This window comes from Roseomonas sp. FDAARGOS_362 (assembly GCF_002754815.1).
Lineage (GTDB): Bacteria > Pseudomonadota > Alphaproteobacteria > Acetobacterales > Acetobacteraceae > Roseomonas > Roseomonas mucosa.
Genome location: NZ_CP024588.1, coordinates 2593084 through 2608185, shown reverse-complemented (window position 1 = coordinate 2608185; position 15102 = coordinate 2593084). Strand labels below are relative to the sequence as shown.

The 15102-nt window shown below is 71.6% G+C and carries 12 protein-coding genes; 7 read left to right on the top strand and 5 right to left on the bottom strand.

Features of this window, described 5'->3' with window-relative positions:
- Positions 1-70: 70 nt before the first annotated feature.
- Together CTJ15_RS16560 and CTJ15_RS16555 are read left to right on the top strand one after the other, a co-directional pair.
- A complete protein-coding gene (locus tag CTJ15_RS16560) occupies positions 71-1705 on the top strand; it encodes a hydrogenase expression protein HypE (protein ID WP_193009606.1) in 1635 nt (544 codons plus the stop codon).
- Positions 1706-1880: 175 nt separating this feature from the next.
- Complete coding sequence (locus CTJ15_RS16555; protein ID WP_079253366.1) at positions 1881-2411, top strand: NADH-quinone oxidoreductase subunit B family protein; 531 nt, start codon at positions 1881-1883, stop codon at positions 2409-2411.
- Positions 2412-2840: 429 nt separating this feature from the next.
- Here CTJ15_RS16555 and CTJ15_RS16550 read toward each other — a convergent pair whose 3' ends face one another.
- Complete coding sequence (locus CTJ15_RS16550) at positions 2841-3788, bottom strand: LysR substrate-binding domain-containing protein (protein ID WP_099781726.1); 948 nt, start codon at positions 3786-3788, stop codon at positions 2841-2843.
- Between the two features lie 123 nt (positions 3789-3911).
- Between CTJ15_RS16550 and CTJ15_RS16545 the strand changes: the two genes are divergently transcribed.
- From CTJ15_RS16545 to hemH, 3 genes are all read left to right on the top strand, one after another.
- Complete coding sequence (locus CTJ15_RS16545; RefSeq protein WP_075823159.1) at positions 3912-5435, top strand: catalase; 1524 nt, start codon at positions 3912-3914, stop codon at positions 5433-5435.
- 160 nt (positions 5436-5595) lie between these two features.
- Positions 5596-6654, top strand: coding sequence for a hydroxymethylbilane synthase (gene hemC / locus CTJ15_RS16540; RefSeq protein ID WP_099781725.1), 1059 nt, complete (start codon positions 5596-5598; stop codon positions 6652-6654).
- On the top strand, positions 6651-7742 hold the full coding sequence (hemH, locus tag CTJ15_RS16535; RefSeq protein WP_019462155.1) for a ferrochelatase: 1092 nt from the start codon (positions 6651-6653) through the stop codon (positions 7740-7742). The genes hemC and hemH overlap by 4 nt, the downstream gene beginning before the upstream one ends.
- A 375-nt stretch (positions 7743-8117) precedes the next feature.
- Here the strand turns inward: hemH and CTJ15_RS16530 are convergent, their stop codons facing one another.
- From CTJ15_RS16530 to lepA, 3 genes are all read right to left on the bottom strand, one after another.
- A complete protein-coding gene (locus CTJ15_RS16530; RefSeq protein WP_099781724.1) occupies positions 8118-8477 on the bottom strand; it encodes a response regulator in 360 nt (119 codons plus the stop codon).
- A gap of 206 nt (positions 8478-8683) precedes the next feature.
- Positions 8684-9655 carry a tripartite tricarboxylate transporter substrate-binding protein gene (locus tag CTJ15_RS16525; protein ID WP_058389923.1) on the bottom strand — a complete coding sequence of 324 codons (972 nt, stop codon included), beginning with the start codon at positions 9653-9655 and terminating at the stop codon, positions 8684-8686.
- Between the two features lie 245 nt (positions 9656-9900).
- Positions 9901-11706 (bottom strand): translation elongation factor 4, encoded by a 1806-nt coding sequence (lepA, locus tag CTJ15_RS16520; RefSeq protein ID WP_075822801.1) that lies wholly within the window; start codon positions 11704-11706, stop codon positions 9901-9903.
- A 226-nt stretch (positions 11707-11932) separates the two neighbouring features.
- Between lepA and CTJ15_RS16515 the strand changes: the two genes are divergently transcribed.
- Together CTJ15_RS16515 and CTJ15_RS16510 are read left to right on the top strand one after the other, a co-directional pair.
- Complete coding sequence (locus tag CTJ15_RS16515) at positions 11933-12550, top strand: PadR family transcriptional regulator (RefSeq protein ID WP_099781723.1); 618 nt, start codon at positions 11933-11935, stop codon at positions 12548-12550.
- A gap of 23 nt (positions 12551-12573) precedes the next feature.
- Positions 12574-13389: a siderophore-interacting protein gene (locus CTJ15_RS16510; protein ID WP_075822803.1), complete on the top strand. Its 816-nt coding sequence runs from the start codon at positions 12574-12576 to the stop codon at positions 13387-13389.
- Between the two features lie 385 nt (positions 13390-13774).
- Here CTJ15_RS16510 and CTJ15_RS16505 read toward each other — a convergent pair whose 3' ends face one another.
- Positions 13775-14740 (bottom strand): LysR family transcriptional regulator, encoded by a 966-nt coding sequence (locus CTJ15_RS16505; RefSeq protein WP_265838916.1) that lies wholly within the window; start codon positions 14738-14740, stop codon positions 13775-13777.
- Positions 14741-15102: the final 362 nt, after the last annotated feature.

Below are 15102 nucleotides of genomic sequence, written 5' to 3'. Positions count from 1 at the left end.
ACCTTGCCAGACCGGCCCGCCTGCCGCTTGGTGCGTCCGTCCCGATCCGTCCCGGAACCCCCTGGGGTGCATGACCGAAGCCGCTTCCCGCCTGATCCGTTCCGGCAGCCCGCAGAGCTGCCATCCGCATGAGCGCTACCTGCTCCGCAGCACGGACTGGGAGGCCCTGCCGGACGCGCTGCGGCAGGAGCCGGCGCTGGAACTGCTGGGCCTCTGGGCCGAGCCGGGGCTGGTCCATGCCGCCTTCCTGAAGCGTGCCGCGGAGGGCGGCGCGCCGGCCCGGCTGCTGCTGGCCTCGGCGCCGCTGCGCGAGGGGCGCTTCGCGGCGCTGTCGCCCGCGCGGCCGGGCGCCGCCCTGTTCGAGCGCGCGGCGCGCGACCTCTGGGGCGCCAGCGCGCAGGACGGGGGTGGACCGGTTCCCGCCGTCGCGGTGTTCTCCGTCCCCGCCGCCTCCGGCGCGACTCCCTTCGGCTCCACCAGGAGCGGCCCGTCCGCCCCCATTCCTGCCGTGGATTCAGGGGCGTCCGATCCGCGCCCCTGGCTGGATCACGGCCGCTGGCTCTTCGACCGGCCGCTTGCCGCCGTGCCGGTGCGCCGGTCGGCCCCGCCGCCGCAGCCGGAATTCCGCCCGCCGCCGGAGGGCGAGGGGCTGCACCAGCTCGCCCTCGGCCCCGTGCGCGCCGGGATCGCGGAACCCGCACATCTGCGCCTGGACCTGTTGGGCGAGCGCGTGACGCGGCTGGAGGCGCGGCTCGGCTATGCCCACAAGGGCACGCTGGGGCTGATCCGCGGCAAGTCGCCGCGTGGCGCCGCCCGCTTCGCCGCGCGCCTGTCGGGGGTGGATGCGGTGGCGCATGGCTGGGCCTTCGCCATGGCGGCGGAGGCGGCCGCCGGCCGCGCCGTCCCGCCCCGCGCCACCGTGCTGCGCGGCGTGCTGGCGGAGATGGAGCGCGTGGCGAACCACCTGGACGCCTGGGCCGCCGCCTGCCGCGCGGCGGGGGCGGGCGAGTGCGCGGCGGCGGCGGCGCGCCTGCGGGAGATCCTGCGGCGGGCGATCGGCGCCGCTTTCGGGCACCGGCTGGCCATGGATGTGGTGGTTCCGGGCGGGCTGGCGGCGGACCTGATGCCGGAGGGCGAGGCGGCGCTGCGTGCGGCGCTGGAGGTGGTGGCGGCGGGACTGGCGGCGCTGCCGCCGCAGCCCGCCCCGGCGGCCGAGCGCCTGGGCGGGGCCGGGCGCCTGCCGCTCCCCCTGGCGGAGCGCTTCGCGGCGGGGGGCGTGGTCGGCCGGGCCTCCGGTCGGGATTTCGATGCGCGGCGGGACCTGCCTTACGCGCCCTATGACCGGATGGAGATCCCACGCTCCCAGGGTGGCGACGCGGCTGCCCGGCTGGCGCTGCGCCTGGCCGAGGCGCGGGAAAGCCTGCAGCTCCTGCCCCTGCTGCTCGACGCGCTGCCCGAAGGGGAGATCGCCATCCCCCTGCCGGCGCGCGCCGGGGAAGGAGCGGGCGTGGTGGAAGGGGCACGGGGAGAGGTGCTGCACTGGCTTTCGCTGGATGGCGAGGGGCTGGTACGCGCCTGCTTCGTCCGCGACCCGTCCTGGCTGCACTGGCCCCTGTTGGAGGCGGTGATGGAGGGAAGCGAACTGGCCGATTTCCCCCTTTGCGAGCATTCCTTCGGCCTGACCTGCAGCGGGGTGGATCTGTGAGCCCGTCGGAGCCCGGCCGGAGGCCCGGTGGTGGCGCGGCCCGGCCTGACATGGGAAGCGCCCGGTGAGCGCCCGCCTGCCCTGGTCGCGCCTGATCCGGAACCTGTTCCATGCCCCGCCGGCGGAGGCGCCGCCGCGGCCGCCGGATGACCTGGTCGCCGCCCTGGCGGCGCGGATGGCCGCCGGCGCCCGTGCCCGGCTGGGGCGCAGCCTGGCGATCCGGGAGATCGACGCCGGTTCCTGCGGCGGCTGCGAGGCGGAGATCGCCGCCCTCGATGCGCCGCCCTACGAGCTGGAACGCTTCGGCCTGCGCTTCGTGGACTCGCCGCGGCAGGCCGACCTGCTGCTAGTAAGCGGACCGGTGACGCGCAACATGGCGGAGGCGCTGCGCCGTGCCCATGCCTGCATGGCGCGTCCCGCCTGGGTGGTGGCCGTGGGCGACTGCGCGGTGGATGGCGGCTGCTTCCACACCTCCCCGGCGGTGGAGGGCGGAGTCGGCACGGTGCTGCCGGTGGACCTGCTGATCCCCGGCTGCCCGCCCGCCCCGGAACAGGTGCTGGAAGGGCTGCTGGCCCTGCTCCGGGCCGGCGGAGCGGCGCCCGCCCCGCCGCCGGAAAAAGGGCAGGCGGACGCCTCGCCGGAAGAGACAGGCCCGGTCAGGCCGCGAACGGGTGACACGGAAAGCCCGGGCAGCCAGCCGGGTTGAACCGAGTGCCCGTTGTGCGAACGGCCGTTCGTTCTGGCCGCTGCGCTCCATGGCCGGCCCCCGGGGGAGAGGCGCCGCCTCTCCCGCCGGACCCCCTCTCCGCCGGGGACCGAAGCCGGTCCCCGGACCCCGGGCTTTCGTTGGCTCCGTGTGGTTGCCGCCAGCCTGCGGCCTGATCCCGGGAAACAGGTGGCAAGGCGGGGCTCCTGAAAAGAAGAAAAATACCCTGTCCGCTCTGGTGGCACCGGCAGCCTGCCGGAGAGCGATGCTCTCCGGCGCGATCCGGCCGGCAGCGAAGAGGCAACGAACGGGAGGTCCAGGAACCTCAGGTTCCTGGCGGATAAGGGGGACGGGGGGAAAAGGCGGAGCCTTGTCCCCCGGGACGGCGCAACGGCAGAAGTGATGCGCGAGCGGCAATCGCTGTCCGGATCAGGCTGGCGGGGCCTTGCTTTCATCCGGATCGGTCCCGGGCGGGGCGGTGTCCCGCAGCACGTCCGCGAGTTCCGCGAAGACCGGCCCGCGCGGGTCGGTGCCGCGCCAGACCAATCCGATGGTGCGGCCGACCCGGGGTTCCCGCATGGGGCGGTAGTCGATGAGCCCGTCCAGGGCGGTGCCTTCGCGCCGCGCCAGCAGGGGCAAGAGGGAGTAGCCCTCGCCCGCGGCGATCATGTGGCGCAGCATTTCCAGCGAGCTGGCGAAGCGCGCCTCACGCATCCCGGCGGGGACATGGCAGAGGGAGAGCGCCTGTTCCCGCAGGCAGTGCCCTTCTTCCAGCAGCAGCAGCCCCTGGCCGTCCAGATCCTGGATGCCGATCCGCTCCTGCTCCAGCAGCGGGTGTCCCTGCGGACAGGCAAGCTGGAAGGGCTCGAAGAAGAGCGGCGCTTCCGTGAGGCCCGCCGCGCCGGAAGGCAGGGCGACCAGCGCCAGGTCGAGCGTGCCGCGCTGCAGCGCCTCCAGTAGCTCGCCGGTCCGTCCTTCCTGGAGGCGCAGGCTCAGGCCGGGATAGCGCGCCCGCATGTCCGGCAGCAGCCAGGGGACGTAGTAGGGGCCGAGCGTGGCGATCACGCCCAGGCGCAGCGGGCCGGTCAGGGGCTCGGCCTCCCCCTTGGCCATTTCCAGCAGCCCGCGCGCCTCGCGGATCACCACCTCCGCCTGGCGCAGCAGGTTCGTGGCCTGGGCGGTCGGCTCGATGCGGCGGCTGGAACGTTCGAAGAGCGTCACGCCCAGCAGGCCTTCCAGCTTGCGGATCTGCTCGCTCAGGGCGGGCTGGCTGACGCCGCAGCGTTCGGCGGCGCGGCCGAAGTGGCGCAGCTCCGCGACCGTGACGGCGTATTCGAGGTCGCGGAGCGAGAGGCCGGCCAGGGTGTTCGGGGGCATGGCTCCATCCCATCCATCGTTAGGCGTTACCTATCACAAGGATAGGAACGTTCAATTTCGCCGATGGAAGGCGGGGAGGCATAGTCGCCCGCAGAGCTTCCGAGGTTTGGGAAGGAGGACTTCATGACCCAGGAAACACGGAGTGGCGCGGCGCGCCCGGTGCTGACCAGCACGGCCGGCGCCCCGGTGCCCGACAACCAGAACAGCCTGACCGCCGGCCCGCGCGGCCCGATCCTGCTGGAGAACTACCAGCTCATCGAGAAGCTGGCGCACCAGAACCGGGAGCGCATCCCGGAGCGGGTGGTGCATGCCAAGGGCTCGGGCGCCTATGGCACGCTGACCGTCACGCACGACATCAGCCGCTATACCAGGGCGAAGGTCTTCTCCCAGCTGGGCAAGAAGACCGAGGTGCTGCTGCGCTTCTCCACCGTGGCGGGCGAGCGCGGCGCGGCGGATGCCGAGCGCGACGTGCGCGGCTTCGCGCTGAAGTTCTACACCGAGGAGGGCAACTGGGACCTCGTCGGCAACAACACGCCTGTCTTCTTCATCCGCGACCCGATGAAGTTCCCGGACTTCATCCGCACGCAGAAGCGCCATCCGCGCACCAACATGCGCTCGGCGACGGCGATGTGGGACTTCTGGTCGCTGTCGCCGGAAAGCCTGCACCAGGTGACGATCCTGTTCTCGGATCGCGGCCTGCCGCAGGGCTACCGCTTCATGAACGGCTACGGCTCGCACACCTATTCCTTCTGGAACGATGCCGGCGAGCGGTACTGGGTGAAATTCCACTTCAAGTCCATGCAGGGCATCCGGACCTGGACGAACGAGGAAGCCAACACCGTCATCGCGGAGGACCGCGAGAGCGCGCAGCGCGACCTCTATGACGCGATCGAGCAGGGCGACTTCCCGCGCTGGCGCGTCTGCGTGCAGATCATGCCGGAGGCGGATGCGGAGAGGACCTCCTACAACCCCTTCGACCTGACCAAGGTCTGGCCGCATGGCGAGTACCCGCTGATCGACGTGGGCGTGCTGGAGCTGAACCGGAATCCCGGCCATTACTTCGCGGAGATCGAGCAGAGCTCCTTCTCGCCGTCGAACATCGTGCCGGGCATCGGCTTCTCGCCCGACAAGGTGCTGCAGGGGCGCATCTTCGCCTATGCCGACGCGCACCGCTACCGCGTCGGCACGCATTACGAGGCCCTGCCGGTGAACCGGCCGCGCAGCCAGGTGAACACCTATCACGCCGACGGGCCGATGCGCTTCGACGCGCCGCGCGGCACGGACCACTACTACGAGCCGAATTCCTTCAACGGCCCGGTGGAGCAGCCCTCGGCCAAGGAGCCGCCCCTGCGCATCAACGGGAATGCCGACTACTACAACCATCGCGACGGCAACGACGACTACACCCAGCCGGGCAACCTGTTCCGCCTGCTGGGCGCCGAGCAGCAGGAGCGGCTGTTCCGCAACATCGCCGGCGCGATGCAGGGCGTGCCGCGGGAGATCGTCGCCCGCCAGCTCGGGCATTTCCGCAAGGCCGACCCGGCCTATGCCGCCGGCGTGGAGCGCGCGCTGGACTGGGTGCACACCAGCCCGGCCTCGGCGCCCACCACCGCCGCCGATGTGGGCGGGCAGCAGGCGGCCGAGTGATCCTGGCCTGAAAGGACCGCCATGGCCTGCCCCGGGCCGTGGCGCACTCCGGCGGCGGGCAGACCCATGCCGCGCCGCTGCGGACCTTCGGCGAACCCCTCTTTCCAGCCGGAGGTCCGCTCTTTTCCCGAACCGAATGCCTGCGAACGGAACCCCCCGGATGTCCGCCGCCCTGCTCGCCCCTGCCCCTGCCCCTGCCCCTGCCGCCCCGGACCGGGCCGCCCCCTTGCCGGCGGCGCCGGTCCCGCCATCCCCCGGCCTTGCCAAGGAGTCCCGGCTGCCGGCGCTGTGGGCGGGCACGCGCGGCTCCCCGCTCGCGCTGGCGCAGACGCGGGAGGTGCTGGCGCTGCTGGGCGGCGAGGGCATGACCGGCGGGCGCCCCGTGCGGGCGCGCGTGGTCGGCACCACCGGGGACCGGGTCCAGGGCCGCCGCCTCGCCGATATCGGCGGCAAGGGGCTCTTCGCCAAGGAGATCCACGAGGCGCTGCTGGACGGCCGGGTCGATTTCGCCGTGCACAGCCTGAAGGACCTGGAAACGGAGCTGCCGCCCGGCCTCGTCATCGCGGGCGTTCTGCCGCGCGAGGATGTGCGCGACGCCCTGGTCCTGGGGCCTGCCGTGCCGCCGGTCTTCCGCCGCGGCGCGCTGCCGGAACTGCCGCAGGGCGCGCGGATCGGCACCGCCTCGGTGCGGCGCGAGGCGCAGCTGCGCCACCTGCGGCCGGACCTGCGCTTCGGCCTGCTGCGCGGCAATGTCGGCACGCGGCTGCGGGTGCTGGAGGGCGGCGATTTCGCGGCCACGCTGCTGGCCATGGCCGGGCTGCGCCGCCTGGGCCTGGAACATGCGGCCGTGATGGCGCTGGACCCGGAGGAGGAGTTGGTGCCGGCGGCCGGACAGGGCATCATCGCCGTCACGGCCCGGGAGGAAGATGTGGAGACGCGGCGCCTCTTCGCGATGATCGACCATCGCCCCACCCGCATCGCCGCCACGGCGGAGCGGGCGCTGCTGGCGTCGCTCGGCGGCTCCTGCCGCACGCCGGTCGGTGCCCATGCGCGGATGCTGCCCGGCGGGCGGCTGCGGCTGACCGGCCTTCTGGCGCGGGAGGACGGCTCCTTCCTGCTGAAGCGCGGCCTGGAGGGCGCGCCCGGCGACGCGGCGCGGCTGGGCCAGGAGCTGGGCGCGTGGCTGCGGGCCGGGAGTCCGGCGGATATCCTGCCATGACGCATGTGGCCCCGCTCTCCCTGGCCTCCGCCGGGGATGCGCCGGTGAGCGGCGGTCCGGAGCCGGCGAAGGGGCGGATCGGCGTGCTGCTGGTCAATCTCGGCACGCCGGACGGCACGGGCTATTGGCCGATGCGCCGCTACCTGTCGCAGTTCCTCAGCGACCGGCGGGTGATCGAGGTGAATCCGCTGCTCTGGCAGCCGCTGCTGCAGGGCGTGATCCTGGCCACGCGCCCGCGCCGCTCCGGCGCGAACTACCGCCGCATCTGGCGCGCGGCGGAGAATGAATCGCCCCTGCGGACCTTCACCCGCGCCCAGGCGGAGAGGCTGCGCGCGCGGCTGGCCTCGGCGGACGGCACGGGAGAGGTCGTGGTGGACTGGGCCATGCGCTATGGCCGCCCGGGCGTGGACGAGCGGATGCGGGCGCTGATGGCGGAGGGCTGCGACCGCGTGCTGGTCCTGCCGCTCTATCCGCAATACAGCGCCACCACCACGGCGACGGTGGCGGACGATGCGTTCCGCGCGCTGATGCGGATGCGGCGCCAGCCGGCGCTGCGGATCGCGCCCTCCTTTCCGGACCACCCCGCCTATATCCGCGCCCTGGCCGATTCGGTGCGCCAGGCGCTGGCCGGGCTGGAGCGGCCGCCGCAGATGCTGCTCGCCTCCTTCCACGGCCTGCCGCGTTCCTATGTCGAGAAGGGCGATCCCTACCTGGCCGAATGCGAGCGGACCATGCGGGCGCTGCGCCGGGCGCTCGGCCTGTCCGAGGCGGAATTCCCCCTTGTCTTCCAGTCGCGCTTCGGCCGGGAGCCCTGGCTGGAGCCCTATACCGACGATGTCCTGTCCGGGCTGCCCGGGCGCGGCATCCGGCGTGTCGCGATGATCACGCCGGGCTTCCTGTCCGACTGTGTCGAGACGCTGGACGAGATCGGCCGGGAATCACGGCATGTCTTCATGGAGGCCGGGGGCGAGGACTACACGGTGATCCCCTGCCTGAACGATTCTCCCGGTGCGGTGGCGTTGTTGGAAGCGCTGCTGCGTGAGGAACTGGCCGGCTGGCTGCCGGAACCGTCCGCGCCTGGCGGGTGAGCGGCCAGGGTTCTGGCGTTGCGCTTTCGGTTGGCCCCGGGGAGGCTCCGCCTGCCCCGGAACCCCCGCTGCTGGGGAATGGTATTCCCCCAGACTCCGCCTTGAGCGGGTGCGGGTGGCGAGGCCAGCCTTCCGCCTGATCCCTGGGGCACAGGTGGATCGGCGGGACCCCCGAAAAGAGGAAAGACACCGTGTCCGCGCTGGCGGCACCGGCAGCCGCCGGAGAGCAGGGCTTTCCGGCGGCTGCCGGTGCCGGGGAGTGCCAGCTCATCGGGTCCAGGGCCCGCAGGGTCCTGGCGGCGCGGGGGTTTGGGGGCGAGGTGGAGCCTTGCCCCCAGGGGACGCGGCGGAACCCATCGCGCCCGGCGAGACGGATCAGGGCAGCAGGCGGGCGAGGGCCTGGGTCAGTTCCTCGGGCGCATAGGGCTTGGCCAGCACCGGGACGTTGGCATGCCGGGTCGGCACGCCGGCCTGTCCGTAGCCGGAGGCGACCACGAAGGGCACGTTCATGCCGGTCAACGCATCGGCGATCGGCTCGGAGGTCTCGCCCGCCAGATTCAGGTCGAGCACGGCGACGTCCGGCCTCTCGGTCTGGATCAGTTGCAGGGCGGCCGCCACGGTCGCCACGGGGCCCAGGACCTGTGCGCCGGCATCGAGAAGCATATCCTCCACCAGCATCGCCACCAGTGTCTCGTCTTCCACGACCAGGACCCGACGTCCCTCCAGTGTGCTCATGCCAGATGCCCGCTCAATTCCGATGTCGTGCCAGCCTTATAGACTGGACCCGGCCCGATTGCGATGCACCGTCCGGACATCTCCTTTGCGGCATCGCGTCGCGAAGAGGATGTCCAGAGGGCTGTCCTTCCGGGCCCTGCCACCAGGCGAGAGGGGATGCCCCCCTCCCGTTGTCCCCGGGGGTGCCCACCGCGACGGGGGTGGCTTCAGTCGGCGTATTGCCCGGCCTCCTGGATCACCGGCCGCCATTTGGCGATATCGGCCATCCAGTAGTCCCGGTGCGCCTTCGGCATGGCCATCGCATCGGCCACCGGGGCGGTGCCGAGCTCCGCGAAGCGCGCGACCACGTGCGGGTCCTTCAGCGCGGTGCGCAGGGCGCTGGAGAGGCGCTCGTTGATCGCCGCCGGCGTGCCGCGCGGCGTGTAGATCCCGTGCCAGATGGAGACCTCCATGCCCGGCAGCCCGGCTTCGTGCACCGTCGGCAGGTCGGGCAGGGCGGCCAGGCGATCCTTTGTCGTCACGGCGAAGGCGCGCACGGAGCCGGCCTTGATCTGCTCGGTGGTGTTGGTGGTCTGGTCGCACATCACGTCCACAGTGCCGCCCACCAGGTCCGTCATGGCCGGGGCGGTGCCGCGATAGGGCACGGTGGTCACCTGGGTGGCGATGGCGTTCTGCCAGAGCAGGCCGCAGAGATGGCTGGCCGCCCCGATCCCGGCATTGGCGAGGTTGATCTTGGTGCCTTCGCGCTTCATCAGCGCCGTCAGCTCGGCCAGGGTGTTCGCGCCGATGTTCTTGCGGGCGATGACGGTCATCGGCACCTCGGTGACGAGGCCCACCGTCTCGAACCCGTTCACCGGGTCATAGGACAGGCGGCGGTACAGGGTCGGCGTCGTTCCCATGCCGATATGGTGCATGAGGATGGCGTAGCCGTCCGGCTTGGCCAGGGCGACCCGGGCGGCGCCCAGCGTGCCGCCGGCCCCGCCGACATTCTCGATCACCACCGTCTGCTTCAGGTCGCGCCCCATGGCCTCGGCGACCAGCCGGGCCACCGTGTCGGTCGGGCCGCCGGCGGCGAAGGGCACGGTCATGGTGATCGTGCGGCTGGGGTAGGAATCCTGCGCGGCGGCCGGCAGGGCCAGGAAGGCGGCCGCCAGGACGAGGGCACAGCGCCGAATCATGTCGTTTCCTCCGGATTATAATTTCGTCATCGAAGGATGCGCCGCTGCAAAGGTCAACGACGAAGAAGCCGATTCGGCTTGCGGAAAGAGGCGGTTTTATTGCTATTTCGTAATAAAGTGCATCGCCAGGCCGCTGTGGCCCAGTCCGGGCGTGGCGCCAGGGGCACGGGGCGAGAGGGCCGGCCCGCCGGCAAGGGGCGGGCCGGGAAAGGGCAGGGCGCTTCCCTCCGGGGGAAGCGCGCCTGTCAGGCGTCCATCTTGAGGGCGGCGATAAAGGCGCTCTGCGGGATCTCGACCTTGCCGAACTGCCGCATGCGCTTCTTGCCCTCCTTCTGCTTCTCCAGCAGCTTGCGCTTGCGGCTGATGTCGCCGCCGTAGCACTTGGCGGTGACGTCCTTGCTCAGCGCGCCGATGGTCTCGCGCGCGATGACACGGCTGCCGATGGCGGCCTGGATGGCGATCTTGAAGAGCTGCTTGGGGATCAGGTCCTTCAGCCGCTCGCAGATCTGCCGCCCGCGCTTCTCCGCCTGGGAGCGATGGGCCATGAAGCTCAGCGCATCCACCGGCTCGGCGTTCACCAGGATGGAGATCTTCACGAGGTCGCTCTCCTCGTAGCCGTCCATCGTGTAGTCGAAGGAGGCATAGCCGCGGGAGATCGACTTCAGCCGGTCGTAGAAGTCGAAGACCACCTCGTTCAGCGGCAGCTTGTAGACTGCCATCGCCCGGGTGCCGACATAGGTGAGGTCGATCTGCTGTCCGCGCCGCTCGGAACAGAGCGCCAGCACGGAGCCGAGGTACTCGTCCGGGACGAAGATCGTCGCCTTGATCCAGGGCTCCTCGATGGTGTCGATCACCGAGCCGTCCGGCATGTCGGCCGGGTTGTGCAGCTCGATCCTCTCGCCGTTCGTCTTGTTGATCTTGTAGACCACGCTGGGCGCGGTCGCGATCAGATCGAGGTCGAACTCGCGGCTCAGGCGCTCCTGGATGATCTCCAGGTGCAGCAGGCCGAGGAAGCCGCAGCGGAAGCCGAAGCCCAGCGCGGCGGAGGTCTCTGCCTCGTAGTGGAAGGAGGCGTCGTTCAGCCGCAGCTTGGACAGCGATTCGCGCAGCTTCTCGAAATCGTCCGCATCGACCGGGTAGAGGCCGCACCAGACCACGGGGATGGAGGGCTTGAAGCCCGCCAGCGGCTCCGGCGCCGGGTTGCGGTCGTCGGTCACCGTGTCGCCGACATTGGTGTCGGCCACCGTCTTGATGGCGGCGGTGAAGTAGCCCATCTCGCCCGGCCCGAGGCTCTCGACGGTCTGCATCTTCGGCCGGAACACGCCCACTTGGTCGATCAGGTGCGTGGTGCCGTTGGCCATCATGCGGATCTTCTGGCCGCGCCGCAGGTGGCCGTCCTTCACCCGCACCAGGATGATCACGCCGAGATAGGCGTCGTACCAGCTGTCCACCAGCAGCGCCTTGGTCGGCGCGTCCGGGTTGCCCTGCGGCGGCGGCAGGCGGGTGACAACGGCCTCCAGCACGCCCTCGATGTTCAGCCCGGTCTTGGCGGAGATCATCACCGCGTCGTCGGCGGGGATGCCGACCACGTCCTCGATCTGCTGCTTCACCCGCTCCGGCTCGGCGGCCGGCAGGTCCACCTTGTTCAGGATGGGGACGATCTCGTGCCCCGCCTCGATGGCCTGGTAGACGTTGGCGAGCGTCTGCGCCTCGACGCCCTGGGAGGCGTCGACCACCAGAAGCGAGCCCTCGCAGGCGGCCAGGGAGCGGGAAACCTCGTAGGCGAAGTCCACATGGCCCGGCGTGTCCATGAGGTTCAGCTGGTACAGCTCGCCATCCGCGGCGCGGTAGTCCAGCCGGACGGTCTGCGCCTTGATGGTGATCCCGCGCTCGCGCTCCAGCTCCATGTTGTCGAGGACCTGGTTGGTCATCTCGCGGTCTGACAGGGCGCCGGTCTTCTGGATCAGCCGGTCAGCGAGCGTGCTCTTGCCATGGTCGATATGGGCGATGATCGAGAAGTTGCGGATGCGGGAGAGGGGGGTGTCGGTCATGAAGGGTCCGGCCGGAATGCGGGCGTGAGGCGGGTTTTCGGCCGCGCGGGCGTGTTGTCGCCCCTCAGATAAGCCACCCGGCGCCCGGCACCAAGCGCGGAGCGGGCCGGCAGCCCCTGGCGCGGACATATCCTGTCGAAGTGAATATTTCCGATATATCGGATCTTGCGGCGGATATGGGCTTCGCCTATTTCCGATATATCGAAACCCTATCGAGGATAACCTGATGCGACATTTCTTCTCCCACCGCCGCTCCGATCCCCGCTGGCCCGGCCAGGATGGCCGCTGCGAGGCCCGCCGCTTCCACCGCGACTTCGGGGACGGAGAGCGTGGCGGCCGTGGCCCCTTCGGCCGGCACGGCCATCATGGCCGGGGCGGGAGCGGCGGCCGCTTCTTCGAGAGCGGCGACCTCCGCCTCGTCCTGCTGCGCCTGATCGCGCAGCGCCCGCGCCACGGCTACGAGCTGATGGAGGAGATCGAGACCCGGCTCGGCGGCGCCTACCGTCCCAGCCCCGGCACGATCTACCCGACCCTGACCCTGCTGGAGGAACTCGGCCAGATCGCCGTTTCCGCCACCGAGGGCGCCAAGAAGCTCTACGCCGTCACTCCGGAGGGCGAGCGCGTCCTGGCCGGACAGAAGGCGGAAGCGGATGCGCTCTTCGCCCGCATGGAGGCGGCCGGCGGCGAAGCTCCGGCAGCCGGCAAGTTGCAGATCCTCCGGGCCATGCATAACCTGAAGCTCGCCCTGCGGCTGCGTCTCGGTCGCGGCAACCTCTCCGAGGAACAGCTCCGCCGCATCGTGGAGGCCATCGACGCCACCGCGACGCGGATCGAGCGGGAATAAGGACCACAGCCATGGATACGGGCATGGAGAAGGCCCCGGCGCGGGTGGCGCGCCGGGTCCGCCACGAACTCCGCTTCCGCCAGCTCGACGTGACGCGGGTGGAGGACATCACGCCGGCCATGCGCCGGATCACCCTAGCGGGGCCGGATCTCGCCGGCTTCACCAGCCTCTCCTTCGACGACCATGTGAAGCTCTTCTTCCCCGAGCCCGGCGCCCCGTTGGCGCTGCCGGTGGCGGGGCCGAACGGCGTCGTCTTCCCCGAGGGCCAGCCGCGCCCGCCCGCGCGCGACTACACCCCGCGCCGCTACGACGAGGCGGCGGGGATTCTGGAGATCGACTTCGCCCTGCACGAGAACGGGCCGGCGACGGACTGGGCCAGCCGCGCCAGGCCCGGCAACCGCATCGGCCTCGGCGGCCCGCGCGGTTCCTTCGTGATCCCCATGGACTTCGACTGGCACCTGCTGGTCGGCGACGAGACGGCCCTGCCCGCGATCGGCCGCCGCCTGGAGGAACTGCCCGAAGGCAGCCATGCCCTGGTCATCGCCGAGGTGGCCGGGCCAGCGGAAGAGCAGGTCTGGCGGAGCCAGGCGAAGCTCGACCTGCGCTGGGTCCATCGTGGCCGCGTGCCGCCGGGCCAGGGCGGCGGGCTGGAGGAGGCGCTGCGCGCCCTGACCCTGCCGGGTGGCGAAGGCTATGCCTGGGTCGCCTGCGAATCCCTGGTCGCCAAGCGCCTGCGCCAGATCCTGGTGGAGCGGCACGGCCTGCTCAAGGAGCGTATCAAGGCCGCCGGATACTGGAAGCTCGGCGCCGCCGGGGCACACGAGACGCATAACGACTGATGCCGGGAGCGCCGGTTGTGGCGCTTCACCTCCGGCCTTGCCCTGTCCCGGGTGAAGGCTCTGCCTTCCCCCGGGCCCCCCATCCGCCAGGAGCCGGTGGCTCCTGGACCTGCCAGGAGTTGGCACCTGCTGTGGCCGGATCGCGCCGGAGAGTGATGCTCTCCGGCGACTGCCGGTGCCGCCCGTGCGGACAAGGCGTTTTCTTCTTCGGGAGCCCCGCCGATCCACCTGTTCCCGGGGATCGGCATCAGGCTCACGGCTACCACCAGCGCCAACGAAAGCCCGGGGTCCGGGGTCCGGGGACCGGCTCCGGTCCCCGGCGGAGTGGGGGCTTGGGGGCGAGGCGGAGCCTTGCCCCCGGCGGCCGGACAGGGGCACGGCCTCCTCATCCTTCCGGAAAGAGCAACCCCTCGACGGCCCCGAAGAGGCGTTGCGCGGGCGGGGAGAGAGGGCGTTCGCGCAACCGGATCAGGCCGAAGGGCTCCACGGCGAGGTGTGGCACGTCGCGCAGGGGCGGCAGGCGGCGGAACTGGCCTTTCGGCGCGAAGATATTGGCGACGGAGGCGCTGATGACGCCGACCGCGTCGCTGCGGGACAGGTTCGCCAGGGTCAGCAGCACCGAGGAGGTGTTGAGCATCCGCCCCGGCAGGGGCAGGTCCAGGCGCAGGAAAAGCAGGTCCACCCGGCGGCGCAGCAGCGTGCCCGGCGGCTGCAGCACCCAGGGCAGGTCCAGCAGGTCGCGCAGCGCCAGCCCCCGCCGGTGCAGCAGCGGGTGCCCGGCCCGCACCAGGAAGCAGAGCTCCTCCTCCGCCGCCTCGCGATAGAGGATGGCATCCGGCCCCATCTCCGGCGGCAGCCGGGCCAGCACGAAATCCAGCCGTCCTTCCAGCAGATGCGCCACCAGCGGCGCGCTGGTGTCCACCTCCACCGTGATCTGCAACCCGGGGCTGCTGCGCTGCACCGCCTCCACGGCACGGCTCAGGATATCCACTGCCGGGCCGGTCACCGCGCCCACCGCGATGGCGCCGCCCAGCCCGCCGCGCAGGCTGTTCATCTCCGCCGCCGCCTGGGTCAGGTCCATCAGCACCGTCCGGGCGCGGCGGGCCAGCACCTCGCCCAGCGCGTTCGGCACCAGCCCGCGCGGGCGGCGGAGGAAGACCGGCTCGCCCACGATGCGCTCGATCTCGGCCAGGAGGCGGGAGGCGGCGGGCTGGGTGACGCCGAGCGCCTCGGCGGTGCGGTTCAGGTTCCGGGTCTCGTCCAGCGAGGCCAGGAGCTGAAGGTGCCGCAGCTTCAGCCGGAAGCGCGCGAACCAGTCCGGCGGCAAGGGGGCGGGGGAGGGGAGGGGCATCCGGGGGACATACCATTCCCGGTATCGATTCCACCCGTTTTGGCATTGGACTTGTTCTGCCGCGCTACCTATCCCTGTTGTCCAAGGAATCGCGCCCCCGGATGAACCGACATCCCGGAGCAGAGGCGCGGCCAGGAGGAAGGGTTCGCATGGATCCCCGCAGCACCATGCCGGAGACGGCACCGGAGACGCGCCCCCGCCGGGCCGGGCCTTGCCCTGGCCGTGGCGAAGCGGGCGCGCCGCCGCGCCGCGTGGCGCGGGGCTGAGGCGGGGTGCCGGGACAGGCCCCCGGGACAGGACCCCGGGAACAGGCCCCCTCGGGGCGCCCGGCACACAGAGGCATTGCCGGCAGGCAGGCGCCG

What these genes read in the sequence shown, in the direction of transcription:
- CTJ15_RS16560 (WP_193009606.1), top strand. Translation starts at nt 71, where the DNA reads ATGACCGAAGCCGCTTCCCGCCTGATCCGTTCCGGCAGCCCGCAGAGC.
- CTJ15_RS16555 (WP_079253366.1), top strand. Translation starts at nt 1,881, where the DNA reads ATGGCCGCCGGCGCCCGTGCCCGGCTGGGGCGCAGCCTGGCGATCCGG.
- CTJ15_RS16550 (WP_099781726.1), bottom strand. Translation starts at nt 3,788, where the DNA reads ATGCCCCCGAACACCCTGGCCGGCCTCTCGCTCCGCGACCTCGAATAC.
- CTJ15_RS16545 (WP_075823159.1), top strand. Translation starts at nt 3,912, where the DNA reads ATGACCCAGGAAACACGGAGTGGCGCGGCGCGCCCGGTGCTGACCAGC.
- hemC (WP_099781725.1), top strand. Translation starts at nt 5,596, where the DNA reads ATGTCCGCCGCCCTGCTCGCCCCTGCCCCTGCCCCTGCCCCTGCCGCC.
- hemH (WP_019462155.1), top strand. Translation starts at nt 6,651, where the DNA reads ATGACGCATGTGGCCCCGCTCTCCCTGGCCTCCGCCGGGGATGCGCCG.
- CTJ15_RS16530 (WP_099781724.1), bottom strand. Translation starts at nt 8,477, where the DNA reads ATGAGCACACTGGAGGGACGTCGGGTCCTGGTCGTGGAAGACGAGACA.
- CTJ15_RS16525 (WP_058389923.1), bottom strand. Translation starts at nt 9,655, where the DNA reads ATGATTCGGCGCTGTGCCCTCGTCCTGGCGGCCGCCTTCCTGGCCCTG.
- lepA (WP_075822801.1), bottom strand. Translation starts at nt 11,706, where the DNA reads ATGACCGACACCCCCCTCTCCCGCATCCGCAACTTCTCGATCATCGCC.
- CTJ15_RS16515 (WP_099781723.1), top strand. Translation starts at nt 11,933, where the DNA reads ATGCGACATTTCTTCTCCCACCGCCGCTCCGATCCCCGCTGGCCCGGC.
- CTJ15_RS16510 (WP_075822803.1), top strand. Translation starts at nt 12,574, where the DNA reads ATGGAGAAGGCCCCGGCGCGGGTGGCGCGCCGGGTCCGCCACGAACTC.
- CTJ15_RS16505 (WP_265838916.1), bottom strand. Translation starts at nt 14,740, where the DNA reads ATGCCCCTCCCCTCCCCCGCCCCCTTGCCGCCGGACTGGTTCGCGCGC.